This window comes from Variovorax sp. J31P179 (assembly GCF_030316985.1).
Classification (GTDB): domain Bacteria; phylum Pseudomonadota; class Gammaproteobacteria; order Burkholderiales; family Burkholderiaceae_C; genus Variovorax; species Variovorax ginsengisoli_B.
Genome location: NZ_JASZYL010000009.1, coordinates 135,416 through 162,099 on the forward strand (window position 1 = coordinate 135,416; position 26,684 = coordinate 162,099).

Genomic DNA, 26,684 nt, shown 5'->3' on the forward strand with positions numbered 1-26,684 from the left:
CATTCCTACCCCAACATGATCTCCACCCGCCTGGTCGTCGACAACGACTTCGTCATCTCCGAACTCGACCGCCGCGTGTTCGGCACCTTCGTCGAGCACATGGGCCGCTGCGTCTACACCGGCATCTACGAGCCCGGCCATCCGAGCGCCGACGCGCGCGGCTTCCGCCAGGACGTGATGGCGCTGACCCGGGAGCTGGGCACGACCATCGTGCGCTACCCCGGCGGCAATTTCCTGTCGGGCTACAACTGGGAAGACGGCGTCGGCCCGAAGGACCAGCGCCCGACCCGGCTCGACCTGGCCTGGCTGTCGACCGAGACCAACCAGTTCGGCACCAACGAGTTCATGGACTGGTGCCGCGACGCCGGCGTGGAGCCGATGTTCGCCGTCAACCTCGGCACCCGGGGGCCCGATGAGGCGCGGCATTTCCTGGAGTACTGCAACCACCCGGGCGGCACCACGCTCTCGGAGTTGCGCAAGGAGCACGGCCACGAGAAGCCGCACGACATCAAGTTCTGGTGCCTGGGCAACGAGATGGACGGCCCCTGGCAGATCTGCGCCAAGACGGCCGACGAGTACGGCCGCCTCGCGCACGAGACCGCCAAGGTCATGCGCTGGGTCGACCCGAGCGTGGTGCTGGCCGCCTGCGGTTCGTCCAAGCACGACATGGCGACCTTCGGCCAGTGGGAAGACACGGTGCTGGACCACTGCTTCGACGACGTGGACTTCATCTCGCTGCATGCCTACTTCGAGAACCCGCACGCATCGACCGCCGAGTTCCTCGGCAACATCGACCAGATGGACCTGTTCATCAAGGAGATCGCGGCGGTCGCCGACAGCGTGGCGGCGCGCAAGCATTCGCACAAGCGGATCATGCTGTCCTTCGACGAATGGAACGTCTGGTACAAGGCCCGCACGCTGGACGACCGGCGCAAGCCCGGCTGGCCGCAGGCACCGCGGCTGATCGAGGAGGTCTACAACCACGAGGACGCGCTGGCCGTCGGCGGCGCGCTGATCGTGATGATGAACAACGCCGACCGCGTCAAGACCGCCTGCATGGCGCAGCTGGTGAACGTGATCGGCCCGATCATGACCGAGCCGGGTGGACCGGCCTGGCGCCAGACCATCTTCCATCCGTTCGCGCAAGCCGCCCGCTACGCCCGGGGCCGGGTGCTGCGGCCGGTGATCCATTCGCCGACCTACCAGGCCAAGACCTTTCCCGAGGTGCCGTACCTGTGCGCCAGCGTGGTGCACGACGACAGCACGGGCCAGACGGCGATCTTCGCGCTGAACCGCCACCTGAGCGACGAGCAGGAAATCAGCATCGAGCTGCGCGGGCTGGGCGACCGGCAGCGCCTGGTGGAGGCGCTCCAGCTCCATCATGCGGACATGAAGGCGACCAACACCCAGGAAGCGCCCGACAACGTCTCGCCGGGCCGCCTGGAGGCGGTCGAGATCGATGGACACCGGATCACGGCGCGCCTGAAGCCGGGTTCCTGGAACCTGATCGTCACGTCGAACGCCAAGCCCTCCTGATCGCTTTCGCCGTCGCGGACGGGATGTGACAATCCCGTGCAGACCGCAACCTCCCATGGGACTTCCTCGCAGATGAAAGCCTCGCACCGAGATCCGGGCTATCGCCAGCCGCCCGATCGCAAGAGCATGCACTCGCAGATCGTGCGGGACCTGGGCCTGCGGATCGTTTCCGGCGAATACAAGCCCGGGGAGAGGCTGCCCCTGGAAGCCTCCCTGTGCGCGGCCTACGACGTGAGCCGGCCCGTGCTGCGCGAGGCGACCCGGGTGCTGGTCGCCAAGGGCCTGGTGGTCTCGAAGCAGCGCGCCGGCGCGATCGTCTGTGCCCGCAGCCATTGGCACCTGCTCGATCCCGACGTGCTGTACTGGATGATCCAGACCAAGCCGCAACCCGAATTCGTCGAGACGCTGTTGACGGTGCGGCGCATCTTCGAACCGGCGGCGGCGGCGCTGGCTGCCAAGGTGGCGAGCCCGGACTCGCTCAAGGCCATCGCGGAGGCGTACCAGGGCATGGAGCGCGCGACGACGCCGGAGGAACTCCTGGAGCCCGACCTCGCTTTCCACCGCCACATCGCCGAGGCCACGAACAACGACCTGCTGGCCTACATCGGCAACATGCTGTCCCTGGCACTGCGCGAGTCGATCAAGCTCAGCAGCCAGCTGCCGGACACCCACGCCCTTTCGCTGCCCCGGCACAAGGCGATCCTCACGGCCCTGCTCAACCGGGACCCGTTGGGAGCGCGCCAGGCGACGCTGGTTCAGCTGGAGGAGACGCGCGAGGACATCTCGCGCATCTTGGATTCCGACCTCGATCCGGTGTGAGTCCGGTCGCTAGCGGCCGCCGTCCACCATGTCGCGGTAGGCGTGCCAGCTCGCGTGTGCCAGCCACGGGAAGATGACGATGAGCCCGAGCATGAGCGTCGCAAAACCGAGGGCCGTCAGCAGGACGATCAACGCGGCCCACAGCACCATGGCGAGCGGATTGCGGGCGCAGCAGCGCAGGCTGGTCAGCACCGCGGTGATCACGTCCACGGGGCGGTCCACCAGCAGCGGCGCGCTGACGACCCCCAGCGCGAACACCATCGCGGCCACAGCGGCGCCGAGCGCGAAGAAGGCCGCCACGAGTTCGACCGACTGGCCCGACAGCAGCAGCGCCGCAGGCAGCTGCGGCGCGTGCTGCAGCTGCTCGGTGAAGAACAGTGCGAAGACGATCGCTGCCAGGCGCTCCCAGGCGAAGTAGGCCAGCGTGAGCAGCAGCCCGAACAGCGCGATCGAGCCGGCGTTGCCGAGCCAGGCGCCAAGCGCCGATGCGGAGTCGGGCGCGGCGGACTGCTCCCGCTGGCGCGACAGTGCGTACAGGGGGATGGCGACCAGGGGGGCCACCAGCAAGAAGCCGCCGAGCAGCGTCGGCGCCAGGTAGGTGGCCTCCCAGGTCGCGGCGGTCAGGGCCAGGCCCGCGACTGCGACCAGCACGCCGATGCCGAGGCTCAAGCCCGGCAGGAACGCCAGATCGCGTGCCCCCGAGCGCAGCCAGGCGAAGGGCCGCAGCGCGCCGACCCGGCGCACGGTGGGTGCCGCCGTTGACGGCGCAAGAGACTCACTGCCGAGCGGGTGTTCCATGGCGCACACTCCTTCGTGAAGCCCGCGCTGGAGACCTCACGGCGCCAGCGCTGCCGCCAGCATAGTCGCGCCCAGCGCCGGCGGCTTGACGTCGATCAAGGTTCAGGCGACACGGTGCCACGCGCCGATACCGGGCTGGCTGTACTGCGGCGAGGATTGCGCCAACAGCCGATAAGGAGCCCAATCGCATCCACAGGGCTCAGGTGGCGCAGCGAAGACTTCCGGCCCTCCCGCGCGCGGCACCGAATCGCGCGGCAACTGCCCCAACAGGAGCATCCAATGACTTCCCTTCGTGGGGCCGATGGCGGGCGGCTCAGGCCTCTCCGTCTGACCCCGGAGTTGGTCTCTCGAATCGCTCGCGAAGTCGCGGACTGCGGGCCGCCCCCGGGCATGGTGGTCCACAGCGATGCCGACTACGAGGCCTCGCTGGAGGATTTTCTTGCAAGCGGCCCGTGGCGTGGCGAAGGTGTCTGGGTCTTCGGGTACGGGTCCCTGCTATGGAATCCGGCCTTCGATGTCGCAGAGCAGGTGGCCGCGGTTCTGCCCGGCTGGCATCGATCGTTCTGCATCCGGCTCACTCGCTTTCGAGGTACCCCCGACCAGCCGGGCTTGATGATGTCGCTCACGCCCGGAGGAAGCTGCCGTGGTGCACTGCTGCGCATCGATGCGCCCTCGGTCAGGTCCAGCCTGCGCAAGCTTTGGCGACGGGAAATGACCGTCAAGCCACCGAACACTCCACCGCGATGGGTGAGCGCCAAGGCGAACGGCATCGACGTGCGCGCCATCGTTTTCGCCGCCGATCGCAATGGGCCGAACTTCGTGGGCGGCATGACGCAGGAACAAGTCGCGGACATCCTGTGCAAGGCGGCGGGACACTGGGGATCGGGTGCCGACTACCTCTTGCAGACCATCGACCAGCTGGAGCGCCTTGACATCAGGGACGCCAATCTCTGGCGCTTGCAGCAGATCGTCGCACGACGACTCGCGGAGAGTGCCCAACCCACTGCGCAGGCCCGCCATGACCCATGATGGAACCGAGAGCGATCGAGAAGCGCTGGATCTTCTCATTCGAGGATTCCAGGTGTCCCGGATGCTCCGGCTGGTCGCCGACCTCGCGCTCGCCGACAAGATTCCGAGGGACGGCAGCCGCCACGTGAGCGATTTGGCCACGGCCTGTTCGGTTCTTCCGACGCCACTGCTCCGGGTCCTGCGGGCCCTTGCGGCATTCGGCGTCTTTCGCGTCGGCGCGGACGCAGCGTCGCGCACTCTCCGCGCTCCATGCTGCTGCGCACGGACGAGCCGAACAGCCTGCACCATGGCGCCCGGTTCTGGACGGCACCCGGGTCGTGGAAGGCATGGGGAGCCCTGGATTCCGCGCTGGCGGGTGGCGATCCGAATCAAGCCGCCTGGGGCATGGACCGTTTCCAATATCTTCGTGAGCACCCCGCCGAGGCTCGCATCTTCGATGCCTTCATGGCCAACTTTCCGGACCGCAGGCACCAGACGCTGGCCGTCAGCTACGACTTCTCCGGTGCGAAGCTGATCGTCGACATCGGCGGCGGCAATGCGGAGGCGTTGCGGCAAATACTCGAACGGTTCCCCGGGCCGCGCGGGATGGTCTTCGACCGCGACGATGTCGTGGCGGCCATACCGCCCGATGCCCGATTGGACGGAAGGATCGAAGTCCGGGGCGGCAGCTTCTTCGATCGCGTTCCCGAAGGCGCGGACATCTACCTCCTGATCCGGGTCTTGCACAACTGGAGCGACGACGACTGCATTCGAATCCTGCGCAACTGCCGCAGCGCCATGAACCCTGGCGCCCGCCTGCTGATCGTGGAGCAGATCATCGAGCCCGACCCGGCCCTCGGACGGCCATCGGGGTACCTGGTCGATACGCACATGATGGCCATGTTCGGTGCCGCGCGCGAGCGAACCGAAACCGAATTCAGCGAACTGCTGGAGAGCGCGAGGTTTGCTCTCGAGCGCGCCATCGAGACCGCGTCACCGGTGTGGATCATCGAGGCGGGCTCCAGATGACTCAGGCGGCCGCCGCCGGGCCGAGGCGCCTGCGCTGCCAGATCACATAGACCATCGACACCAGCAGGTTGACCAGCAGGTAGAGCAGGATCGCCGCCGTCACGCCGGGCTCGTGCGGAAAGTTGAAGGTCGCCAGCGCCAGCGCGATGCCCGGATGGCGCGACGCGGTCGACAGCGCGAGCACCACGCGATCCCGCGCGTCGGGGCCGCCGAGCCAGTGGCCGACGGCCAGCCCGACGACGATGAAGCCGATCAGCGCCAGGAGGGTGCCGTTGCCGATCAGCTGCAGGATCCCATGCCGGCTGGCGAACACGATCAGCAGCGCCACAACGACCAGCAGGACGGTGCCGATGACGGCGGCCGGGCGGGCGATGCGCGCGGCCACCCGGGGCAGCAGGGCCCGTACCACCATGCCGGCAGCCAGCGGCAGCAGCACCGCCTTCAGGATCACCAGCGCGATGGCGCCGAGGGGCAGCTGGAACTGGCGGCCGAAGGCCTGGGTCATGAGCATCATGCCGATCGGCGTGATCACGACCGACAGCACGCCCATCGTCACCAGCAGGCCCAGGCCATAGGACTCCCGTCCACCGGCCTTGCCCTGCTTCTTCATCAGCAAGGGCGGCACCGGCGACAGCGACAGCGCCACCAGTGCGACCTCGATCTCGTGGTGCAGGTCGAAGGCCATGTCGAGCCCGACGGCCAGCAGCGGCATGACCAGGAACATCGCCGCGAAGGATCGCAGGAAGCACCGGGGACGGCGCACCACGTACAGCACGTCGTCGAGCGTGGCATCCAGGCCGTAGCTGAAGACGGTGATCACGATGCTCGCCTGCACGGCGAGCATGATCATTTCCTGGGCGGTCATGGCGGTGCAGCATACGAACGGCACCGAATTCCCGCTACTGTCCTTTGGTGCAGTCGGCAGGCTCGTCGCCGAGCATCTCCAATATCGACTGGATGGCGGCGCGGTACCCGCCGGGTCCGAGGCCGGCGATCACCGCGGTGGCCACCGCCGACATGTACGAATGGTGGTACATCTCCTCGCGCCGATGGATGTTGGAGATGTGGGCCTCGATGATCGGACCCGGAAACATCTTGAGGGCATCCATGATGGCCATCGAAGTGAACGAAAAGGCCGCCGGGTTGATGATGATTCCGCTGGCTTCGTCGATGGCCTCGTGGATCCAGTCGATCAGCTGCGCCTCGCTGTTGGACTGCCGGAACACCACCGGGACCGCCCCGGCTTCGTCGCGGCACATGGCTTCGATCTCGGCCAGCGTGGTCTTGCCGTAGATCGCCGGCTCGCGCTTGCCGAGACGGTTGAGATTCGGACCATTCAGGATGTAGAGCGGCTTGGTCATGGCTGAGTTTGTTTGCGAGCGGGCGGGTGTCAGTGGCCGCCGTAGAAGAACTTTGCGGGGCCGGTGACGAGCCAGGGGAAGAAGACCATCAGGAACATGATCAGGAACTGGGCGATCATGAACGGCATCACGCCCTTGGTCACCGTGTCCATCGACATTCGACCGACCCCGGCCACCACGTTGAGGACCACGCCCACCGGCGGCGTGACCAGGCCGATCGCGTTGTTCATGATGAACATGACCCCAAAGTAGACTGGGTCGATCTTGGCGGCGATGACGACCGGCATCAGCACCGGGGTGAGGATCAGGATGGTCGGCGTCATGTCCATCGCCGTGCCGACGATCATGACCAGCACCATGATCGCCACCATCAGCAAGATGGGGCTGTCGAGGAAGGGCTGGAGCATGCCCACCACCTTGCCGGGCAGGTCCGCCACGGTGATGAGCCAGGCCGAGACCATGGCCGCGGCCACCAGGAACATGACCACCGCGGTGGTCTTGGCCGCGGCCTTGAAGATGCCGTACAACTGCGACAGTTTCAGGCCGCGATAGATGACTGTCGCGACGAACAGCGCGTAGACCGCAGCCACCACGCCGGCTTCGGTCGGCGTGAAAACCCCCATGCGCAGACCGACCAGGATGATCACCGGCAGCATCAGCGCCCAGCCGCAGCGGCGCATCGTGGCCAGCAATTCTTTCAGCGGCCTGCGCGGCGGCGGCACCACGCCTTCGTGGCGGGCGACGTAGGCCCAGGTGATCCACAGCGCGAGTCCCATCAGCAGGCCGGGCGTGATGCCGGCCATGAACAGCTTGGAGATCGACACGTTGGCCGTGACGCCGAAGATGACCAGCCCGATCGACGGCGGCAGAACCGGCGCAATCACGCCCGATGCGGCAATCAGCCCGGCAGCGCGATGCGGCGCGTGGCCGGCGGCCACCATCATCGGCAGCAGCATGGTGGTCAGTGCCGCGGCGTCGGCCACTGCGCTGCCCGACAGTGCCGACAGCATGATCGACGCGACGATGGTCACGTAGCCCAGGCCGCCGCGGATGTGCCCGACCAGCGCCATCGCAAATTCGACGATGCGCTTGGACAGCCCGCCCTCGTTCATGATCTCGCCGGCCAGCAAGAAGAAGGGCACGGCCAGCAGCGGGTAGTTGTCGGCGCCACCCAGCAGGTTCTGGGCCAGGATCTGCGCCTCGAACATGTCCAGGTGCCACATCAGCGCCACGCCGCTGACCAGCAGCGCGAACGAGATCGGAATGCCGATCGCCATCGCGAGCAGCAGGGATCCGAGGAAGATGGTGAGTGTCATGGTGGCTCGCTCGGATCAGTGTTGTCTGGTGGCGTCGTCGCCATGCGGCCGGTTGAGCGCAGCCAGATCTTCGGATTCCTGGATCAGCACCAGGTCGGAATCTTTCATGTGGCCGGTGAAGAGCAGCCAGAGGTCCAGCAGCAGCACGATGCATGCGCAGGCCGCGAAGGCCACGCCGGCTGAATGCAATATGGCCATCGGCAACTGCGTGGAAGGCGCCAGCACATCCATGTTGATGCGGGCCTGTTCCAGCGCGCCCCTGAACACCAGGTAGCAGACGTACAGCATGGTCACATGGCCCAGCGCAAGGCAGATCTTCTTGCCCATGGGTGGAAGGCGCGACACCAAGGCGTCGGTGCCGAGGTGGGTGTGCTCGCGCAGCGCGACCACGCAGCCCATGAACGTGATCCACACGAACAGCCAACGCGAGATTTCCTCGGACTGCGTGATCGACGAATTGAAGACGTAGCGCAGCACGACGTTGCCGAAGACCAGCGCCACCATGATCATGAGCGCGACGGCCATCAGGGCCGTGACCGCGCGGCAGAAAGAATCGATCAGCTTCACCATGCCTGCTCCTGGACGGGACTCGTTGGGCGCGAACGGCCCCCCAGCGACGCCAGGGGGCCTTTCCAGAATCAGAACTTGGAGACGCGTTCCATTTCGGTCTTGAACAGCGTCATCACGGCCGGATCGTACGAAGCGGAGAACTTCTCGTAGATCGGCTTGACTTCGGTGCGCATGCGGGCCGCCTCGGCGGGTGCGACGGCGTTGTAGGTCATGCCCTTGGCCTGGAGTTCGGTCAGTGCCTTGCCGGCGGCTTCGCGGCTCGCCGTGCGCTGGTAGTTCTGGGCTTCCGTGGCGGCATCCTGCAGCAGCTTGTGCTCTGCCGGCGACAGCTTGTCCCAGAAGCGCTTGCTGATCTGGACCGGGTTGGTCGCATACACGTGGTTGGTGCCACTGACGTACTTCTGGACCTCGTAGAACTTGCTCGACAGGATCACCGAGTACGGGTTCTCCTGGCCATCCACCGCCTTGCTTTCGAGGGCGTTGTACAGCTCGGCGAAGGGCATTGGCAGCGGGTTGGCCTTGAAAGTCTTGAAGGTCTCCAGGAACACCGGGTTCGGGATGACGCGCAGCTTCAGTCCATCCAGGTCTTCGCCCTTCGTGATGGGCCGCTTGCTGTTGGTGACGTTGCGGAAACCCAGGTCGAAGAAGCCCAGGATGACGATGCCCTTGTCGGCCAGCTTGGCGCTGAGCATCTTGCCCAACGGGCCGTCGACCATGGCATCAGCCTGCTGGCCATTGCTGAAAAGGAAGGGAAAGTCGAAGAGCCCGAATTCCTTGATGACGCCGGTCAGCGAGGTGGTGGACGCCACGAGCATCTCCTGCACCCCGCCCTGCAGCGCAGATTGCTGTTGCAGTTCGTTGCCGAGTTGGCTGCTGGCGAATTCCTTGACCGTGATCTTGCCTCCGCTCTTGGCCGCCACGATCTCGGCGAACTTCTTGACGCCCCAACTGGTTGGATGGTCGGTGTTGTTCAGGTGCCCGATTCGAATTGTCCTTTCCTGAATGTCCTGTGCCTGAACGAGCGTGGAGGCGACGAGCAGCGCGAGGGCGCCTGCCAATTTCGAGAGTTTCGATGCCATGAAGGTCTCCGTTTGAGGTGGGAATGATCCGGGCGGTTGCCCCGCGTCGCGGCGATGCCGAGATGGTATTGAATCATCGAATGATTGGCAATGTATCCAATGATTAGGGTATTCTCTAATCAAACGCCACAGCTCAAGCCAAAGAACTGTGCTTAACTTCGATCCGCCCAGGAGCGACCCGTGTGACCGACAACTCTCTCGATTCCCCAGACAGCGCCACCGTCGGCGAGGTCGCCTATCGCCGCATTCGCTCGGACATCGTGCTGGGCCGGCTGACGCCGGGGTGCCGTCTGCCGTTGGAGCGGATGAAAGAGACCTATGGCGCCAGCGTCGGCACGCTGCGCGAACTCTTCAGCCGCCTGGCCACCGAAGGCTTGCTCGTGGCCGAAGGGGCGCGCGGCTTCCAGGTCAGCGCGGTCTCGTCGGCCAACCTGCGCGAAGTGGCATCGATGCGGCTGCTGCTGGAGAGCCACGGGCTCAAGGAGTCGTTTCAGCGCGGCGACCTGGAGTGGGAAGGCCGCGTGGTGGCGGCCTACCACAAGCTCGCCACGATGGAAAAGAGGATGGCGGCCGGCGATCTTTCTCCTTCGGAAACCTGGCGCCAGTACGACTGGGCGTTTCACGTCGCGCTGATTTCCGCCTGCGGATCCGCCCTGCTGCTGCAGACCTACGCGTCGATCTGCGACAAATATCTGCGCTACCAGATGATCGCGGCCATCTTCCGTGGCGAGGAGGCGGCCGACGAGCACCGGCTCTTGCTGGAAAGCGCACTCGCCCGGGACTGGCAGCGCGCGCAGCAGACGCTGACGACGCACGTCGAGGATTGCGTCACGCAAATGGCATCGGTGCTGGACGCCGCCTGAACCGGATTCTTGTGAGGAGCCTATGACATCGTCTTCCAGTGGCCCGCTGCGCATCGGCATCCTCGGCGCCGCACGCATCGCCTGTTCGTTCGTCGAAGCCGTTCGGCCGTCGGCCAAGGTCGTGGCGACCGCCGTGGCGAGCCGCGACGTCGAGCGCGCCACGGCCTTCGCGCGAGAGTTCGGCATCGGCCGCGTCCATGCCAGCTACGACGAGCTGTTCGCCGACCCCGACGTCGACGCGGTCTACGTGCCGCTTCCCAACAACCTGCACGCGGAGTGGTCGATCAGGGCCGCCGCCGCCGGCAAGCACGTCCTGTGCGAGAAACCGCTGGCCGCCAATGCGGCGGAGGCACGGGCCATGTTCGCGGCCGCCGAGCAGAACGGCGTGTATCTCGTGGAAGCCTATCCGTATCGGGCCCAACCGCAGACACTCAAGGTTCGCGAGCTCGTCGCGGCCGGCGCCATCGGACGCACCCAGCTCATCCAGGCGTCATTCGGATTTCCTCTGACCGACGCCGCCAACATCCGCATGGACCCGACGCTCGCGGGCGGCGCGCTGATGGACGCCGGGTCCTATCCGGTGAGCTTCGTGCGCACCATCGCAGGTGCCGCGCCGTCGCGCGTGTCGGCCCTGTCGCGCTGGGGCGCCACGGGTGTCGATGTGACCACGATGGCGACGCTCGAGTACCCGGATGGTCTTCTGGCGCAGATCTCCTGCAGCTTCAGCACCGTGCGGCACCGGCATGCGTTCATTGCCGGCGACGCAGGTTCGATAGCCACCACCTACTTCAACGATACCGGACCCGCCTTTCCGCCGCTCGTGCATGTGCGCCGCGGCAATGGTTGGGATGCGGCACACGAAATCATCGAAACCGAAGCGCTCGCCGGCTTCCTGGCCGAAGCAGAGTCGTTTCACGATCTCGTGCGCTTCGGCTGGGACCAATGGACGGGCGCCACGCCCGCCGAATCGATCGACATCGCGATGACGCTCGATGCCATTGCGGCGAGCAGTCGCGATGGCGTTCCGGTCGAAGTCGCCAGATAAGCGGGGGCAAGGAACATGTCTCTTCTAGGCGACGCGGCGCTGGCGATGTGGTGGGACATGGCGCCCGAGATCAAGTCCGAGTTCGAAGACTGGCACTCCCATGAACATTTTCCGGAGCGCCTCGGCGTGCCCGGATTCCGGCGGGCGTCGCGCTGGACGAGTGCCGCAGGGGGCGAAGGCATCTTCGTCATGTACGAGCTCAGTTCGTACGCGGTCCTTTCATCGGCCGCCTACGTCAGTCATCTGAACACGCCATCGCCGTGGTCCACGCGGATGATGCCGCACCACAGGAACATGGTGCGCAGCCAGTGCCACGTGCTGGAGTCATCGGGCAGCAGCGCTGCACGGCACGCGTTGACATTGCGTGTCTCGCCGCTGCAAGGCCGCGATGACGACCTGCGCGCATTCTTCCGACCGCTCTGCGCCGCTCTGGCCCAGAGGCCGGGGATCGTCGGCGCTCATCTGTTGCGGCATCAGACGCCACCCGTCGCCGAAACGACCGAACAGCGCATCCGCAACTCCGCCGATCGCGTGGCCGACTGGGTGTTCGTGGCACTGGGCTACGACGCACCTGCCCTGGAGTCGCTGGTCCACGCCGATCTCGAGGCAGCGGCCTTGCGGGCGTCCGGCGCGGCCGAAGGCGCGCTCAGCGGCCTCTACACGCTCTCGCATTCGGCCACGGCCGAGGACGTCGCCGGCAGGACCTAGCAGCGGAAGCTCTCTTCGCCGGCCGCGTAGTTGCGATTGGTCATCTCGGGATTTCGATTCACCAGCGGGCGGCCATACAGCGGATGCAGCAGGCTGCGCACCTCGTGCTCGAGCACTGTCAGCGGGGCCGACGTGGCCGGATCGACGAGCTGCCGAAAACGGTACTGGTAGGCATCGTCTTCCTGGGTGACGAGCCCCAGCGCGCGCAGGCGCCGGTAGGGGCCGGAGAAATCGTTGACGTAGATCTGCACGTGATGGTTGTCGTACGGCGCCGGTGCCGCATCGCCTTCGCGGTAGACCAGGGTCTGGCCAGGCCCGACCCCGATGCTCGCGCAGGCGCCTTGCGCATCGGAATGCTCGGACACGAGAGCGCCCATCACTTCCCGGTAGAACGTCGCGATGCCGGCCGCCGTGCCGCGCGCCACATCGAGTTCGACCGATGGCAGGCCCAGGCGCATGCGTCCGTATCGTTCACCGGGCTCGAAGATGCGGAAGCGATTGCCCCAGGGACAGGTCGCACTGACGTGGTCGGCCTGCGCATCGAAATCGAATCGGGTTGCGGCCAGCAGCGAAGCCACCTCCGCCAGCCGCTTCAGCAAAGCCTCGCGACCGGGCATCACGACGGAGATGGTGCCGCGCAGCACCATCGGCGCGCCGGTCGGCATGTGAATCTGGTTTCGGCCGATGTTGATCCACATGTTGCCGATGCCCGTGAAGAGGTAGGGATCGCGCGTGAGGCCAAGGCCCATCACGTAGAAGATGGTCGCCAGCTGCTGGTCGGGGATCTCGACGTTGACGTGCTCCAGCGCGACGATATTGCCGGTGTCCCCCTGCGTGCGATCGAATGTCCCGGTGTTCATGATGTCCCGCAGAAATGTGTCGACCACATTGTCGCGCCGCACCGGCCGGCGTGCGGGGTCGCGCGACGCTTCGATTTGTGGCAATCTTCGGAACGCCGGAAGACCGGCGCTTCGAGCGCAATCTCCATGCTGCCCACGACCCAATACGCGAAGAGCGGTGGCGTCAACATCGCCTACCAGACGGTCGGCAACGGCCCACGCGACCTGGTGCTGGTTCCGGGGTGGGTCTCGAACCTCGATGTCTTCTGGGAGGAGCCGGTGCTGGCGCGGATGTTCGCCCGGCTGGCCTCGTTCTCCCGGCTCATCCTGTTCGACAAGCGGGGAACCGGTCTGTCGGACCGCGTCAGCGACATGCCCAGTCTCGAAGTTCGCATGGACGACGTGCGCGCCGTGATGGACGCCGTCGGCTCGGAGCGCGCGGCGCTGTTCGGCTATTCGGAGGGCGGTGCGATGTGCGCGCTGTTCGCCGCCACCTACCCGGCGCGCGCTTCGGCGCTCATCATGGGCGGCGCCTTCTCGCGCCGCACGCAGGCGCCCGACTATCCCTGGGGCCCGACCAGGGCTCAGTCTCTGGCCTTTGCCGACGAGGTGGAACGCAACTGGGGCGGCGACGTCGGCATGGAGGCACGGTGGCCGAGCCAGGTCCGGGACGAGCGATGCCGCCAATGGTGGGGGCGCTGGTTGCGCTCCAGCGCGAGCCCGGCGGCGGCGGCAACGCTGTTGCGAATGAACATGGAAATCGACATCCGCCATGTGCTGCCCGCCGTGCGCGTGCCCACGCTGCTCTTGCACAGCCGAAACGATCGGGTCATCGATTTCGGCGCCAGCCAATACATGTACGAGCGCATCGCGGGCGCGAAGCTGGTCGAATTGCACGGCATCGACCATGTCCCGTGGGGCTGCGACAGCGATGTCATCCTCGACGAGATCGAGGAGTTCCTCACCGGGACTCGACTCGGCGCCGAACCCGACCGGCTTCTGGTGACGGTCATGTTCACCGACATCGTGAAAGCGACCGAACGCGCCGCCGTCCTCGGCGATCGCAGCTGGCACGATCTGCTCGAGAGTCACCACGCGCTGGTTCGCCGCGAGCTGGAGCACTTCCGGGGCCGCGAGATCGACACCGCGGGCGACGGCTTCCTCGCCACCTTCGACGGGCCGGCTCGCGCGGTCCGCTGCGCGTGTGCCATCTCGCGCGAGGTGCGTGCGCTCGGCCTCGAGATCCGTGCCGGGCTGCACACCGGGGAATGCGAGGTGATGGGCGGCAAGGTCGCGGGCATTGCCGTGCATACCGGTGCCCGCGTGGCCACCCATGCGCAGACCGGTGAAGTGCTTGTCTCGAGCACCGTCAAGGATCTGGTGGCGGGCTCCGGACTGTCGTTTCAGGATCGGGGGATGCAGCGCCTCAAGGGAATTCCTGGCGAGTGGCGGCTGTTTGCCGTCGAGCAGCAAGGCAGCGCGGCGGCGGCCCTCAGTCTCCCTTGATGCCCTGCGCGCGGATCAGCTCCGCCCAGCGCGTGTATTCGCTGCGGATCAGGCGGCCGAGCACTTCGGGCGGGCCGCCCGCCGGGGTGATGCCCATGGCAACCATCCTGTCGCGCACCGCCGGTTGATGCAGCGCGTGGTCGAACGCGGCATTGAGCCGCCGGATCACCGGCTCGGGCGTGCCCGCCGGGGCCGCGAAGGCGTACCACGGCTCGATGACGAAGCCGGCAAAGCCCAGCTCTTCCATCGTCGGGACGTCTGGCAGGTTGGCCGAGCGCGTCTTGCCCGTCACCGCCAGCGCCCGCACCTTGCCCTGCTGGATGAAGGGCAGGATGGAAGGCTCGTTGTCGAAGAACACCGGGACCTGGCCGCCGATGAGGTCGGTGATGGCAGGCCCCGAGCCCTTGTACGGCACATGCGTCATCTCGATGCCCGCCATTTTCTTGAGCAGCTCGGCGGCGAGGTGGTTGGACGCGCCCACGCCCGACGACGCGTAGGCCACGGGCTTGCGCCTGGCCTGGTCGACCAGGTCCTTCACGCTGAGGATGCCCGCATCGTTGTTGACCGTGAGCACATTGATCGAAGAGCCCAGCAGGATCACCGGCGCCATGTCCTTCTGCAGGTCGTAGCCGACGTTCTTGTACAGGCTCGGATTGATGGCGCAGCTGCCGATGCTGCACTGGACCAGCGTGTAGCCGTCGGCCGGTGCCTTCAGCGCCGACGCCGTGCCCACGCTGCCGGCGGCCCCGGCCCGGTTGTCGACGATGACGGGCTGCCCCAGCTCCGCCGCCACCGCGTTGGCCAGCAGGCGCCCGACCACGTCCGCGCTGCCGCCGGGCGGAACCGGGATGACCAGTTTGACCGGATGGGCGGGATAGGGCTGCGCGGCGGCAGGCAGCCCCGCGGCAGCGACAAGGCCGAACAGGACGGCGGCGAAGAAGCGGCGCTTCATGTCATTTCCAGCCATCGACCAGCCGCTCGAGCCGCACCCGGTCGGCTTCCGGCAGCGGCCAGGTGCTGGGCGGCCGGGCCGCGCCGCAGTCCAGCCCGGCGTATCGCAGCGCCGCCTTGACCACGCTCACGTTCGCGCCGTTGCGCTCGTGCGTGCGCAGTTCCTCGAAGGTCGCGATGCCGCCGATCAATTCCGTCGCCAGCGTGTAGTCCCCCTTCGCCAGCGCGGCGTGGATGCGCACGGACAGCTCGGGCCGCAGATTGATCAGCCCGGAGGTGAAGCCGCGGGCGCCCACCGCATACATCGGCGGCGCCCAGGGCTCGGCCAGGCCGCACACCCAGGCCAGGCCGCGATCGGCCACCTGGGCCATGGCCTGGACCAGGCGCAGGGGCGTGGGCGACGCCCATTTCACCCCGATCACCTGCGGAATGCGGCACAGGGCTTCGATCACCGGCAGGCCGATCGCGTCGTCACGCAGATAGAGCACCACCGGCAGGCCGTCCGCCGCATCGGCAATCCGGCGCACGTAGGTGACCACCCCGCTGGGCGCGACGAAGGGATCCGTCAGCTGATGCACCATCAGGGCCGCGGCACCGGCCTGGCGCGAGGCGCGCGCCAGGGCGCAGGCGTCATGGACGCTGCGCCCCACCCCACCCAGCAAGGGCACGCGGCCAGCCACATGTTCTGCCGCGGCATGCACCATGCGCTCGGCTTCCGCCATGGTCAGGCCGAAGAACTCGCTGGTGTTGCCGTTGGCGACCAGCACATGGACGCCGGCCGCGATGGCGCGGTCGACCACAGGCGCCAGGCGGTCCGGCGCGATGCGGTCCGCATCGTCGAAGGGCGTCACCAGGATGCCGGAGATGCCGTCCAGCGCGGTCCGGAGGGAAGCTGTCGATTCAGTCATGTCGTGGATCTCGTGGAGTGGAGACGGTCAGGCGCAGGCGGCATTCCATCGCCTCGCCGGGCGCGAGCAGCCGCCAGCCGGTGTCGGCGCGCGCCGCGGCCAGGTTGGCGGCGTCCGCCACATGCGAGACCGGTTCCAGGCAGAAGTAGGCGCCCGGCCCCGGCCGATGCAGCACCAGGTGCTGCAGCGCGGCGCTGGCCAGCAGCTCGATCGCGGGACCATCGGCCGCCGCCATCCGCGCCTGTCCGTTCCATTCGCCGTAGTAGCGCGTGCATTCGACATCGGGCAAGGCGCGCACCGACGCGTAGTCGTCCGCCGGCGCGGTCGGCACCGGTGCGCTGGCGAGGAATTCGGCGTCCGCCGGCCAGACGCTGCGCGCATCGAACTGCAGGCCGTGCGCGAAGCGGGCCGGAAAATAGGGATGGAAGCCGCAACCGCTCGGCATCGACTCCCGCCCCTCGTTGCTGATCCGCAGTTCCAGCGAGAGGCCCGCGGCGTCGAGCGCCACCGCCTGCTCGGCCCGGAACGCCCACGGCCAGCCGTGATCCCCCGGCGCATGGACGTAGCTCATGGTGGCGCGGTCCGCTGCGTGCTGCTCGAGGCGCCAGGGCCGCTGCTGGCCGACGCCGTGCAACGCGTGCCGCTCCCCCGGATGGAGCGGCAACTGCGCCCTGCCCTGCGGGCCGGCCAGGCGGCCGTCCCGGATGCGGTTCGAGAACGGCACCAGGGGGTAGCAGCCGGCCTTGGGCCACTGCGTGGATTCGAAACCGGCGCCGCGCACGGCGTCGGCGAGCGGCACCAGCCAATCGATCGTTTCGCCCCCGGCCGTGCCTGAGCTGAGGCGGGTGATGCGTCCGCCGGCCGCCGGCGCCAGCGTCGCCGCCAGCGATCCGCTGCGCAGCGTGGTCTCGGGTGTCACGCTCAGATGCATCGCGGACGTTCACAGCTTCGAACTGCGGATGCTGACATCGGGCCGCTGCAGCAGCGCCGGCGCCAGCGCCAGGCCCAGGCCTGCGCCGGGCGGCACCGTGGCCTGGCCGGCGCGGACATCGGGCAACTGCGTCACGAGGTCGCGGTACCAGCCGCCCAGGTAGGCGCGCACCACTTCCTGCAGCACCACGTTGGTGGTGCTCATCGCCAGATGGAGAGATGCCGCGAGCACGACCGGGCCGGTGCAGTCATGCGGCGCGACCGGCTTGTGAAAGGCCCTCGCCAGGGCCGCGATCTTCCTGGCTTCGGAGAGCCCCCCGACCCAGCCCAGGTCCAGCATCACATAGTCCACGGCGTTGTTCTTCAGCAGCTGGACGAATGGCTGGATGGTGGCCAGCGTCTCGCTGCCGCAGACCGGAGTCCGGGTGCGCGAACGGAATTCGGCGATCGTGTCCAGGTTGGACATCTGGACCGGGTCCTCGATCCAGTAGGGCTTGAACTCCTCGAGCGCCTGCGCGATGCGAACGGCCATCGGCAGGTTCCACATCGAATGCAGTTCCACCATGATGTCCATCTCGTCGCCGACCGCGCGCCGGATCTCGCGAAACGGCGCGAGCGCCGTGTCCAGGTCGCGGGCCGAGATCGACTGTCCGCCGCTGGCCTGGGCGAAAGGATCGAAGGGCCAGATCTTCATCGCCTTGTAGCCCTCGGACAGCAGGCTTTCGGCCAGCGCCGCCGGGCGCTTGACGAATGCCACCTGGTCCTCGTAGGGGCCTTCCGGCGCGACCTCGGCGCTGGCCTGCGTCACCGAGCGGCGCTGCGCGGCCTTGTTGTAGGTGTAGCCCGCGCAGGTGTTGTAGACCGGGACGCTTTCGCGCACGGCGCCGCCGAGCAGCTGGTAGAGCGGCTGTCGGGTGGCCTGGCCAAACAGATCCCACAGCGCGATGTCGACCGCCGAAGCGGCGCGCGTCTCGGCGCCGCTGCTGGCAAAGCCGACATAGCCGTACAGCAGGTGCTGGCTGTGGGCTTCGATGGCGAGCGGGTCCTTGCCCAGCAGGTAGGGGGCAGCCAGCTCGTGGATCTGCGCCTGCACGGCCTGGGCGCCACGAAAGGTTTCCCCCAGGCCCACCAGGCCGGTGTCGGTGTGGATCTGCACCCACAGGATGTTGGGATAGGCGGCCGCGTGGACCGTGTCGACTTGCGTGATCTTCATGGGGCTCGACCTCAGGCCGTCTTGGGATGTTCCTTGACGCGGCTGACCAGCTGCGTCGGGTTGACGAACTGCAGCGCGATCAGCAGCCAGGCCAGTGTGACCGCCATGTAGACCATCGCCATCGCATCGACCGACTGCGGCGCCCGCACGCCGGCGGCGAAGACCGCGTAGTACAGGGCCACCACCAGCGTCTGCGAATCCGGGCCGGCCGTCAGGAAGGTCAGCTCGAACATGCCGATGGTGCGCACCAGCACCAGCAGCGAAGCCGCCAGGATGCCCGGGGCCAGCAGCGGCAGCAGCACGTGCCAGAACAGCTTGAAGGTGTTGGCGCCGAACACGCGGGCGGCGGCTTCGAGGTTGGCGTCGATCTGCTCGATGAACGGCGTCATCACCAGGATCATGAACGGCACGGCCGGAATCATGTTCGCCAGGATCACGCCGAAGATGGTGCCGGCGATGTGGGCCTGGTACATCACGGTCGCCAGCGGAATGCCGTAGGTGATCGGCGGGATCATCAGCGGCAGCAGGAACAGCCCCATCAGCAGGTTCTTGCCGCGGAAGTCGCGCCGCGCCAGCGCGTAGGCCGCCGGCACGCCGATCAGGATCGACAGGAACACCACGGCCGCGACCACCTCGATCGTCACCCACAGCACGCTGTCGAGCTGGAACTCCTTCCAGGCGGTCTGGTACCAGCCGAAGGTGTAGCCATCGGGCAGCCAGGTGCCGAGCCAGCGGCGGGCCACCGAGCTGGTGCCGACCGCGGCCACCATGAAGGCGACATTGAGGATGAAGAAGCCCATCACCAGGGCGACCAGCGACTTCCAGAGTTTCATCAGCAGGCGATGCGCATCCATGGTCAACCCTTCCCGCCGGAGACCGGGCCCCGATAGAACATCCCGCGCGCGCCCAGGACCGCGGCCACGACCAACAGCTGCACCACGCCCATCAGCATGGCGACGGCCGAGGCCATGGAATAGTCGTAGCGCTCGAAGGCGGCCTCGTAGGCCGCGATCGAGATCACGCGCGTGGCGCCGGCCGGCGATCCGAGCAGGACCGCCGACGGAAACACCGAGAAGGCCTGCACGAACGACAGCGCGAAGGCCATCGCCAGTCCCGGCACCAGCAGCGGCAGATAGATGTGCCGGAACTGGTTCCACGGCGATGCGCCCAGGGTCGCGGCGGCGCGTGGCAGGTTGGGGTCGATGCCGGTGATGTAGGACAGCGTGAGCAGGAACGCGAACGGGAAGCCCGAAATGATGAGCGAGATCAGCACGCCCCAGTAGTTGTGGGTCAGCCGGATCGGGCCTTCGTAGAGGTGCAGCCACTGGAGTGACTGCGCCAGCCAGCCCTTGGGGCCGAAATAGCCGAGCATGCCCTCGGCGATCAGGACGGTGCCCAGCGTCAACGGAATCACCAGCAGCGTGGTGATCAGTTTCTGGAAGCGGCTGCTGCGGCGCATCTGATAGGCGATCGGCAGTGCCAGGCCGACATTGATCACGGTGGCGGGAATGGCCAGCTTGAGCGTGGTCCAGACCGTGTCGCGCAGGTTGTCGGTGGTGAAGAACTGCGTGTAGTTCGCCAGCCAGTGGCCTTCCATCGGACGGAACGACAACTGCAGGCCGTAGAGGAAGGGGTAGACGAACAGCACCACCATGAACAGCGTCGCCGGCACCAGCAGCAGCAGCGACCGGTCGAACGAGGACGGGCCGGCGCTGGTCATGGCGCCAGGCCCGCGGCGGCATCGATCGGATAGGCCAGCGCCTTGTCCGGCGCAATGGCCAGCGTGACCGGATCGCCGACCCGCAGCCGCGCCGTCGTGCGCACGATCAGCATCAGGCCGCCGGCCAGCTCGACGTCGACGATGTTGTCGTGGCCGCAGTATTCGACATTGCGCACCTGGGCGGCGAAGCTGTTGTCCACCGGTGCGGAGACGACGTCGAACTCCTCGGGCCGGATGGCGAGCATCGCCTTGCCGCCGGTCAGCGGCTGCATCGCCCGCGCGGTGAGCGCCAGGCCGCTGCCGGCGAGCTGCACCGACGCGCTGCCGGCCGAGCGCACGTCCAGCGCCACCAGGTTGCGATAGCCCATGAAGCGGGCCACGTCCAGATTGGCCGGCTGCGCGTAGATGCGCTGCGGTTCGGCGATCTGCTGCGCCACGCCGTCCTTCATGACGACCACGCGATCGGCCAGCGACAGCGCCTCGTCCTGGTCGTGGGTGACGTAGATCGTCGAGCGCCCCAGCTCGCGGTGGATGCGCCGGATCTCGGCGCGCATCTCCAGCCGCAGCTTGGCGTCGAGATTCGACAAGGGCTCGTCCATCAGCACCAGGGGCGGCTCGATGACGATCGCCCGGGCGATCGCGACCCGCTGCTGCTGACCGCCGGACAACTGGCCGGGCAGCTTGTGCGCCTGGGCGTTGAGCTGCACCAGATCCAGCGCCCGCTGCACGCGCTGCGCCGACTCGGCGGCGGGCACACCGCGCATCGCCAGCCCGAAGCCGACGTTGCGCGCCACGCTCATGTGCGGAAAGAGCGCGTAGTTCTGGAACACCATGCCGAAGCCGCGTTTTTCGGGCGGCAGCACGTCGATGCGCGTGTCGTCGAGCCAGATGCTTCCATCCGTCAATGGCAGCAGGCCGGCCAGGCAATTGAGCGCGGTCGACTTGCCGCAGCCCGAGGGGCCGAGCAGCGCGATGAACTCGCCGCGCCGGACCGTCATGCTCAAGGCATCGAGCGCGGTGAAGCTCTGCACGCCCTTGCCCGCGGCAAAGCGGCGGGTGACGCCCTCGAGGCGCAACTCGGAAAAGTTTGAAGTCATGCAGACGCCATGCTGGAAAAAGAGTCCGCCAGCCAGCGCCCACGCGGGCGCTGGCGGCGTCGGTCGGGCGCGCAGTGCGCGCCGCGCATCACTTGGTCTTGCGGCTGCCGATGTCCTGGTCCCAGCGGCGGAAGGCATCGACCATGGCCTTGGGCTCCAGCGGCACGGCGTGGGGGAACTGGGCCAGCCACTGGTCGTATTCGGGCCGACCGAACTCCTTGATCACGTCCTGGCTGTCCTTGGGTGCCAGCGACAGCGGCACGTCCTTGACCGCGGGGCCCGGATAGAAGTAGCCCTTGTCATAGGTCATCGCCTGCTGCTGCGGCTTGAGCAGGAAGGCCATCAGGTCGAGCGCCACCGCCTGCTTCTCCGCCGGGACGCCCTTGGGAATCACAATGTAGTGTGCGTCGTTGACCCACGTCATGCCCTTGAACGGCAGCACCTGGAAGTTCTTCGGCACGATGCCCAGCGCCCGGGGGTTGATGTCCCAGCCCGTCACGGTCAGCGTCATGTCGCGCGAGCCTTCGCCCAGTTCCTTCATCACGGCGGCGGTTCCGGTCGGGTAGTACTCGATGCAGGCGTCGAGCTCCTTCAGGTAGGCCCAGGTCTTGTCCCAGCCGTTGATCGGATCGGCAGGATTTTTGTCGCCCAGCAGATAGGGCAGCCCCATCATGAAGGTGCGTCCCGGCCCGGAGTTGGCGGGCCGCGCATAGATCAGCTTGTTGGGGTTGGCCTTGCACCAGGCCAGCAGTTCCTGGGGCGTCGTCGGTGGCGTCTTGACCTTGTCGGGGTTGAACTCGACCAGCGGTCCGGCGGGCATGAAGACGATGGCCAGGCCGTGGTCCTTCGCCAGCGCGTGCATCTTGTAGGCGTTGGGAAGGTAGTTCTCCTGCAGCTTGGGGAACTTGGCCGCGTAGTCGGGGAACAGCTTGACCCACAGGTTCATCTCGAGGCCGGCGGCGAGCGCATCGGTGCCGACGATGACCATGTCGATGTCGCTGCGGCCCGCGTTCTGCATCGCCTTGATCTTGGCCGGGATCTCGGGCGCGGGGGCCTTGGTGAAGGTGAACTTGGACACCAGCTTGGGGTTCTGCGCCTGGTAGGCCTCGAAAGCCCCCTGCGTCAGCGCCAGGTTGCCTGCGGCGTCGATCACGTTGATCACCACCGGCGACTTCGGCAGTTCCTGCGCCTGGGCCAGGCCGATGCCGGCACAGCTCGCCGCCCCAAGAACGGCCGCAACGAGGGAATGGCGATGCCGCGAAAGGAAAACTGGGCGCATTCGGAATCTCCTAATGGATGGGCTTGGCTGGCGGAGATTTTGTAAGACAACTTTCCAGTTGTCATGCGGGTTACTGCTAGGAGAACGGGCCATCTCGCCTGGGGTCCAACCGAACATCCGCTATAGTTGTCTGACAAAGACTTTCGATGACCGGTTCAATGGCGGAACACTTGCTAGACGTCCATGGCGGCACATTGCCCGACCAGATCTACGCCCGGATGGTCGAAGCCATCCTGCGCGGGGACTACGCCGACTCGAAGAAGCTGCCGACGGAAAGCGAACTGGCCACCCGCTTCGGGGTCTCGCGGCCGACCGTGCGGGAGGCGCTGTCGAGGCTGCGATCGGACGGCATCGTCGAATCCCGGCGCGGCTCCGGCAGCCACGTCGTGCGCGCCCCCGGCACACCGGCATCGAGCATGCCGCCCATCAGGAACTATTCGGACATCGAGCGCTATTACGCCTATCGCACGGTCGTCGAATCGGGAGCGGCGGCCGCTGCTGCGGAGTTCCGCACCGCCGACGACCTGGCATCGATCACGGCCTGCCTGGAAGCGCAGACCCTGGCCATGGAGGGCGGAAACAGAGGCATCGAAGACGACGTCCGCTTCCATATGGCGATCGCGAGGGCCTCGCACAACCAGTTCTTCGTGGCCGCCGTCGAAACGAGTGTCGCGCCCATCCGGCAATTCATGGAACTGGCCCGGAGCGTGCGATCGAAGATGACTCTCGAGCGCATCCGGCGGGTCCAGACGGAGCATCGGCAGATCCTCGACGCCATCGAGAAGCGGTCCCCGGCCGACGCCGCCGAGGCCACACGGGTCCATATCCTCAACGCCAAGCGACGGATCTTCGACGCGGCGATCCTGCGGTAGATCGCACCGGCCTGGCGCCCCTCACGCAGGGCCCGGCGAAGCCCCCGCGCAGAGATGCTCCACCAGGCTGCGCGCCGCCGGCGACAGCGCCTCCAGGGAGCGCACGCACACCACCAGCTGCCGCCGCACCCAGGGCTCGTCGAGCGCGACGGCGCGGATGTCGAGCGACGCCAGATAGAGCCGCGCACTCCGGCGCGGCAGGATGCCGATGCCCATGCCGGCGGCCACCATCAACGACATCGCGTCGTAGCCGCTGACCTGGATGCGCAGCCGCAGCGGCAGGCCGATCTCCGCCGCCGCCCTGTGCAGCTGATTGTTGACCGCACTGCCCGGATGGGCGCCGACGAATTCATGCGCCAGTGCCTCGCGGAAGCTCGCCTTCTTGCGCCGCGCCAGCGGATGCCCGCGCGGCACGATCAGCACCAGTTCGTCCTCGCGGTACGGCAGCATGGCCAGCGGCTCGCCGTAGGCGCCCGCGTTGAGGATGCCGATGTCGGCCGTGCTGTCGGCCACGGCGCGCGCGATGGCCGAGCTGATGCGTTCCTGCAGGTGCACCTGCACCAGCGGGGCCGCCGCCATGAAGCTGCGCAGGTCGTCGGGCAGGAACTGCGTGATGGCCGAGATGTTGGCGAACACCCGCACGTGGCCGCGCAGCCCGCTGGCGTAGCCCGCCATCTGCTCGGCGATGTCGTCCAGGCCGTAGAGCACGCCGCGCGCGAGCCCCAGCAGCGCATGCGCGGCCGCGGTGGCTTGCGCCCCCTTGTTGCTGCGCTGGAACAGCACCGTGTCGAGCGCTGCCTCGAGCTCGCTGATGCGCTTGCTCACGGCCGCCGGCGCCAGGTGCTCGCGCAGCGCGGCGGCCGCGATGGTGCCCTCTTCCATGACCGCGACGAAGAGGCGCAACGAGACAGGATCCAGTTTCATGGAGGGCTATTTGAGCACCATCGCGATCCGCGATGGCAGCCTCGCCAATGACCGCTTTGCGGCCCTCCCGCGGCCGGCCATGATCCGCGCCATGAACCCTGATTCCAACACCGCCCTCGCCGGCCTCAAGGTGGTCGAGATGGGCCAGCTGATCGCCGGTCCCTTCTGCGGCAAGACGCTCGGCGAATTCGGTGCCGAGGTCGTGAAGATCGAGGCGCCGGGCAGCGGCGACCCGCTGCGCAACTGGCGCCTGCTGCAGGACGGCACCTCGGTCTGGTGGCAGGTGCAGTCGCGCAACAAGCGCTCGGTGGCGATCGACCTGCGCGCCGCCGAAGGCCAGGAGATCGCGCGCCGCCTGATCGCCGAGGCCGACGTGCTGATCGAGAACTTCCGGCCCGGCACGCTCGAGGGCTGGGGCCTGGGCTGGGACGACCTGCGCCGGATCAACCCCGGGCTCGTGATGCTGCGCATCTCGGGCTACGGCCAGACCGGGCCCTACCGCGACCTGCCCGGCTTTGGCGCCATCGGCGAGGCGATGGGCGGGCTGCGCCATCTCACCGGCGAGCCCGGGCGGGTGCCGGTGCGGGTGGGCGTCTCGATCGGCGACACGCTGGCGGCGCTGCACGGCACCATCGGCGTGCTGTTGGCGCTCTACCACCGAAAGGTGCACGGCGGCCCGGGCCAGGTCATCGACGTGGCGCTGCACGAGGCGGTCTTCAACGTGATGGAAAGCCTGCTGCCCGAGTACAGCGCCTTCGGTGCGGTGCGCGAGGCGGCCGGCAGCGCGCTGCCGGGCATCGCGCCGTCCAACGCCTACCGCTGCGCCGACGGCTACGTGCTGGTCGCCGGCAACGGCGACAGCATCTTCCGCCGCCTCATGGAAGTCGTGGGCCGCCCCGACCTCGCGTCCGCGCCAGACCTGCAAGGCAACGCCGGCCGGGTGGCGCGGGTCGACGAGCTCGACGCCGCGATCGGCGCCTGGACCCTGTCGCGCACTATCGACGAGGTGCTTCGGCTGCTCGGCGCGGCCAGGGTCCCGGCGGGCCGGGTCTACACCGCCAAGGACATCCACGAAGACCCGCACTACCGGGCGCGCGACATGATCCTGCGCCAGGTCACGCGCGACGGCCACGAGGTCGACGTGCCCGGCATCGTGCCCAAGCTGTCGGGCACGCCCGGCAGCGTGCGCTCGTCGGCGCCGCGGCTCGGCGACGACACCGACGCCGTGCTGCGCGAAGCCGGCCTGACGGCCGAACAGATCGCCCTGCTGCGCGCGAAAGGAGCCATCGCATGAGCGCTTCGACCAGCCCCTGGACCGGCGCACGCCGCCGCGTCCACATGCAGGAAGTCGGCCCGCGCGACGGCCTGCAGATGGAATCGGCCTTCGTGCCCACCGCCGACAAGATCGCCCTGATCGATGCGCTGTCGGCCGCCGGCCTCGCCAAGATCGAGGCCACCGCCTTCGTCTCGCCGCAGGCCATCCCGGCGCTGCGCGACGCCGAGATCGTGCTGCGCGAGATCGCCCGCGCACCCGGCGTGGTCTACACCTGCCTGGTGCCGAACCTGCGCGGCGCCGAGCGGGCGATCGAGGCGCGCGCCGACGAACTCAACCTCGTGATGTCGTGCAGCGAGACCCACAACCTGGCCAACCTGCGGATGACGCGGGCCCAGTCGTTCACTGCGCTCTCGGGAGTGATCGGGCTGGCGCGGCAGGCCGGGGTGCCGGTCAACGTCTCGCTCTCGTGCGTGTTCGGCTGCCCGATGGAGGGCGACATCGACCCGGCCGTGGTGCTCGAATGGGCCGGGCGCTTCATGGCCGCCGGCGCCCGCGGCATCACGCTGTGCGACACCACCGGCATGGCGTTCCCGAGCCAGGTGTCGCGCATCGTCGGGCTGTTCCGCCAGCGCCTGCCGGCCGCCGAACTGACGCTGCACTTCCACAACACGCGCGGCATGGGCCTGGCGAACGTGCTGGCCTCGCTGGACGCCGGCGCCGACCGCTTCGACGCCTCGCTCGGCGGCCTCGGCGGCTGCCCCTACGCGCCGGGCGCGAGCGGCAACGTGTGCACCGAGGAGATCGTGCATGCCCTCGAACTGATGGACTTCGACACCGGCTGCGACCTGGCGCTGTTGCTGCAGGCCGCCGCCAGGCTGCCGGGCCTGATCGGCCACGAGATCCCGAGCCAGATCGCCAAGGCCGGCCGCCGGCTCGACCTGCACGCACCGCCGCCGGATTTCGCGCTTTGGCGCGACCGGGCGCTGGCGCGCGACGCCTGAACACCCATTTTTTCTTAGAACGACGACAGGAGACTT

27 protein-coding genes and 1 pseudogene are annotated in these 26,684 nt (G+C 67.6%); 12 read left to right on the forward strand and 16 right to left on the reverse strand.

Annotated features, from left to right (window positions below):
- Nucleotides 1–15 precede the first annotated feature (15 nt).
- Both arfA and QTI17_RS23130 read left to right on the forward strand, forming a co-directional pair.
- Nucleotides 16–1,536 (forward strand): arabinosylfuranosidase ArfA, encoded by a 1,521-nt coding sequence (arfA, locus tag QTI17_RS23125; protein ID WP_286535905.1) that lies wholly within the window; start codon nucleotides 16–18, stop codon nucleotides 1,534–1,536.
- Nucleotides 1,537–1,608: 72 nt separating this feature from the next.
- Nucleotides 1,609–2,355 carry a FadR/GntR family transcriptional regulator gene (locus QTI17_RS23130; RefSeq protein ID WP_286535907.1) on the forward strand — a complete coding sequence of 249 codons (747 nt, stop codon included), beginning with the start codon at nucleotides 1,609–1,611 and terminating at the stop codon, nucleotides 2,353–2,355.
- Between the two features lie 9 nt (nucleotides 2,356–2,364).
- On the opposite strand, the gene QTI17_RS23135 is transcribed toward QTI17_RS23130, so the two are convergent.
- Nucleotides 2,365–3,153 carry a DUF2189 domain-containing protein gene (locus QTI17_RS23135; RefSeq protein ID WP_286535909.1) on the reverse strand — a complete coding sequence of 263 codons (789 nt, stop codon included), beginning with the start codon at nucleotides 3,151–3,153 and terminating at the stop codon, nucleotides 2,365–2,367.
- Between the two features lie 279 nt (nucleotides 3,154–3,432).
- Between QTI17_RS23135 and QTI17_RS23140 the strand changes: the two genes are divergently transcribed.
- The 3 genes and pseudogenes from QTI17_RS23140 (at nucleotide 3,433) to QTI17_RS23145 (ending at nucleotide 5,190) form a co-directional block, all read left to right on the forward strand.
- The gene (locus QTI17_RS23140; protein WP_286535911.1) at nucleotides 3,433–4,182 is read left to right on the forward strand and encodes a gamma-glutamylcyclotransferase; all 750 of its coding nucleotides are present in this window, start codon (nucleotides 3,433–3,435) and stop codon (nucleotides 4,180–4,182) included.
- Nucleotides 4,172–4,387 (forward strand): annotated as a pseudogene (locus QTI17_RS35240) (methyltransferase family protein); the annotation flags it as partial. The gene QTI17_RS23140 and the pseudogene QTI17_RS35240, both read left to right, overlap by 11 nt.
- A 44-nt stretch (nucleotides 4,388–4,431) precedes the next feature.
- Nucleotides 4,432–5,190 carry a methyltransferase gene (locus QTI17_RS23145; protein ID WP_286535912.1) on the forward strand — a complete coding sequence of 253 codons (759 nt, stop codon included), beginning with the start codon at nucleotides 4,432–4,434 and terminating at the stop codon, nucleotides 5,188–5,190.
- Between the two features lies 1 nt (nucleotide 5,191).
- Here QTI17_RS23145 and QTI17_RS23150 read toward each other — a convergent pair whose 3' ends face one another.
- From QTI17_RS23150 to QTI17_RS23170, 5 genes are all read right to left on the reverse strand, one after another.
- Entirely contained in the window at nucleotides 5,192–6,055 is an 864-nt protein-coding gene (locus QTI17_RS23150; RefSeq protein WP_286535914.1) for a bile acid:sodium symporter family protein, read from the reverse strand.
- Nucleotides 6,056–6,089: 34 nt separating this feature from the next.
- Complete coding sequence (aroQ, locus tag QTI17_RS23155) at nucleotides 6,090–6,551, reverse strand: type II 3-dehydroquinate dehydratase (RefSeq protein WP_286535916.1); 462 nt, start codon at nucleotides 6,549–6,551, stop codon at nucleotides 6,090–6,092.
- A gap of 29 nt (nucleotides 6,552–6,580) precedes the next feature.
- Complete coding sequence (locus QTI17_RS23160) at nucleotides 6,581–7,867, reverse strand: TRAP transporter large permease (protein ID WP_286535919.1); 1,287 nt, start codon at nucleotides 7,865–7,867, stop codon at nucleotides 6,581–6,583.
- 15 nt (nucleotides 7,868–7,882) lie between these two features.
- Nucleotides 7,883–8,437, reverse strand: coding sequence for a TRAP transporter small permease (locus QTI17_RS23165; protein WP_286535921.1), 555 nt, complete (start codon nucleotides 8,435–8,437; stop codon nucleotides 7,883–7,885).
- A 68-nt stretch (nucleotides 8,438–8,505) separates the two neighbouring features.
- Complete coding sequence (locus QTI17_RS23170) at nucleotides 8,506–9,516, reverse strand: TRAP transporter substrate-binding protein (RefSeq protein WP_286535923.1); 1,011 nt, start codon at nucleotides 9,514–9,516, stop codon at nucleotides 8,506–8,508.
- Between the two features lie 182 nt (nucleotides 9,517–9,698).
- On the opposite strand from QTI17_RS23170, the gene QTI17_RS23175 reads away from it, so the two are divergent.
- From QTI17_RS23175 to QTI17_RS23185, 3 genes are read left to right on the forward strand one after another with little or no spacing between them, the layout of a single operon-like run.
- A complete protein-coding gene (locus QTI17_RS23175; RefSeq protein WP_286535926.1) occupies nucleotides 9,699–10,379 on the forward strand; it encodes a GntR family transcriptional regulator in 681 nt (226 codons plus the stop codon).
- Between the two features lie 22 nt (nucleotides 10,380–10,401).
- A complete protein-coding gene (locus QTI17_RS23180; protein ID WP_286535928.1) occupies nucleotides 10,402–11,424 on the forward strand; it encodes a Gfo/Idh/MocA family protein in 1,023 nt (340 codons plus the stop codon).
- Between the two features lie 57 nt (nucleotides 11,425–11,481).
- Nucleotides 11,482–12,132: a hypothetical protein gene (locus tag QTI17_RS23185; protein WP_286535931.1), complete on the forward strand. Its 651-nt coding sequence runs from the start codon at nucleotides 11,482–11,484 to the stop codon at nucleotides 12,130–12,132.
- On the opposite strand, the gene QTI17_RS23190 is transcribed toward QTI17_RS23185, so the two are convergent.
- Nucleotides 12,129–12,992, reverse strand: a complete 864-nt coding sequence (locus QTI17_RS23190) for a VOC family protein (RefSeq protein WP_286535933.1) — start codon at nucleotides 12,990–12,992, stop codon at nucleotides 12,129–12,131. The two genes, QTI17_RS23185 and QTI17_RS23190, sit on opposite strands and share 4 nt — an antisense overlap.
- 126 nt (nucleotides 12,993–13,118) lie before the next feature.
- On the opposite strand from QTI17_RS23190, the gene QTI17_RS23195 reads away from it, so the two are divergent.
- Nucleotides 13,119–14,477, forward strand: coding sequence for an adenylate/guanylate cyclase domain-containing protein (locus QTI17_RS23195; RefSeq protein WP_286535936.1), 1,359 nt, complete (start codon nucleotides 13,119–13,121; stop codon nucleotides 14,475–14,477).
- On the opposite strand, the gene QTI17_RS23200 is transcribed toward QTI17_RS23195, so the two are convergent.
- From QTI17_RS23200 to QTI17_RS23235, 8 genes are all read right to left on the reverse strand, one after another.
- Nucleotides 14,464–15,429, reverse strand: a complete 966-nt coding sequence (locus tag QTI17_RS23200) for a Bug family tripartite tricarboxylate transporter substrate binding protein (RefSeq protein ID WP_286535938.1) — start codon at nucleotides 15,427–15,429, stop codon at nucleotides 14,464–14,466. The two genes, QTI17_RS23195 and QTI17_RS23200, sit on opposite strands and share 14 nt — an antisense overlap.
- 1 nt (nucleotide 15,430) lies before the next feature.
- Nucleotides 15,431–16,336 (reverse strand): dihydrodipicolinate synthase family protein, encoded by a 906-nt coding sequence (locus tag QTI17_RS23205; RefSeq protein WP_286535940.1) that lies wholly within the window; start codon nucleotides 16,334–16,336, stop codon nucleotides 15,431–15,433.
- A complete protein-coding gene (locus QTI17_RS23210) occupies nucleotides 16,329–17,255 on the reverse strand; it encodes an aldose 1-epimerase (RefSeq protein ID WP_286535941.1) in 927 nt (308 codons plus the stop codon). The genes QTI17_RS23205 and QTI17_RS23210 overlap by 8 nt, the downstream gene beginning before the upstream one ends.
- Nucleotides 17,256–17,276: 21 nt before the next feature.
- Complete coding sequence (locus tag QTI17_RS23215; RefSeq protein ID WP_286535943.1) at nucleotides 17,277–18,479, reverse strand: mandelate racemase/muconate lactonizing enzyme family protein; 1,203 nt, start codon at nucleotides 18,477–18,479, stop codon at nucleotides 17,277–17,279.
- 11 nt (nucleotides 18,480–18,490) lie between these two features.
- Nucleotides 18,491–19,333, reverse strand: coding sequence for an ABC transporter permease (locus QTI17_RS23220; protein ID WP_286535944.1), 843 nt, complete (start codon nucleotides 19,331–19,333; stop codon nucleotides 18,491–18,493).
- 2 nt (nucleotides 19,334–19,335) lie between these two features.
- Nucleotides 19,336–20,199, reverse strand: coding sequence for an ABC transporter permease (locus QTI17_RS23225; protein ID WP_286535945.1), 864 nt, complete (start codon nucleotides 20,197–20,199; stop codon nucleotides 19,336–19,338).
- Entirely contained in the window at nucleotides 20,196–21,296 is a 1,101-nt protein-coding gene (locus tag QTI17_RS23230) for an ABC transporter ATP-binding protein (RefSeq protein ID WP_286535946.1), read from the reverse strand. Before QTI17_RS23230 ends, QTI17_RS23225 begins: the two co-directional genes overlap by 4 nt.
- Nucleotides 21,297–21,384: 88 nt before the next feature.
- Nucleotides 21,385–22,575, reverse strand: coding sequence for an ABC transporter substrate-binding protein (locus QTI17_RS23235; RefSeq protein WP_286535947.1), 1,191 nt, complete (start codon nucleotides 22,573–22,575; stop codon nucleotides 21,385–21,387).
- A gap of 194 nt (nucleotides 22,576–22,769) precedes the next feature.
- Between QTI17_RS23235 and QTI17_RS23240 the strand changes: the two genes are divergently transcribed.
- Nucleotides 22,770–23,447, forward strand: coding sequence for a FadR/GntR family transcriptional regulator (locus QTI17_RS23240; protein ID WP_286535948.1), 678 nt, complete (start codon nucleotides 22,770–22,772; stop codon nucleotides 23,445–23,447).
- A 21-nt stretch (nucleotides 23,448–23,468) separates the two neighbouring features.
- Here QTI17_RS23240 and QTI17_RS23245 read toward each other — a convergent pair whose 3' ends face one another.
- A complete protein-coding gene (locus QTI17_RS23245; protein WP_286535949.1) occupies nucleotides 23,469–24,371 on the reverse strand; it encodes a LysR family transcriptional regulator in 903 nt (300 codons plus the stop codon).
- A gap of 79 nt (nucleotides 24,372–24,450) precedes the next feature.
- Here QTI17_RS23245 and QTI17_RS23250 point away from each other — a divergent pair, with 79 nt between their 5' ends.
- Both QTI17_RS23250 and QTI17_RS23255 read left to right on the forward strand, forming a co-directional pair.
- Nucleotides 24,451–25,665, forward strand: coding sequence for a CaiB/BaiF CoA transferase family protein (locus QTI17_RS23250; RefSeq protein ID WP_503011096.1), 1,215 nt, complete (start codon nucleotides 24,451–24,453; stop codon nucleotides 25,663–25,665).
- Complete coding sequence (locus QTI17_RS23255; RefSeq protein ID WP_286535950.1) at nucleotides 25,662–26,648, forward strand: hydroxymethylglutaryl-CoA lyase; 987 nt, start codon at nucleotides 25,662–25,664, stop codon at nucleotides 26,646–26,648. The genes QTI17_RS23250 and QTI17_RS23255 overlap by 4 nt, the downstream gene beginning before the upstream one ends.
- Nucleotides 26,649–26,684 lie beyond the last annotated feature (36 nt).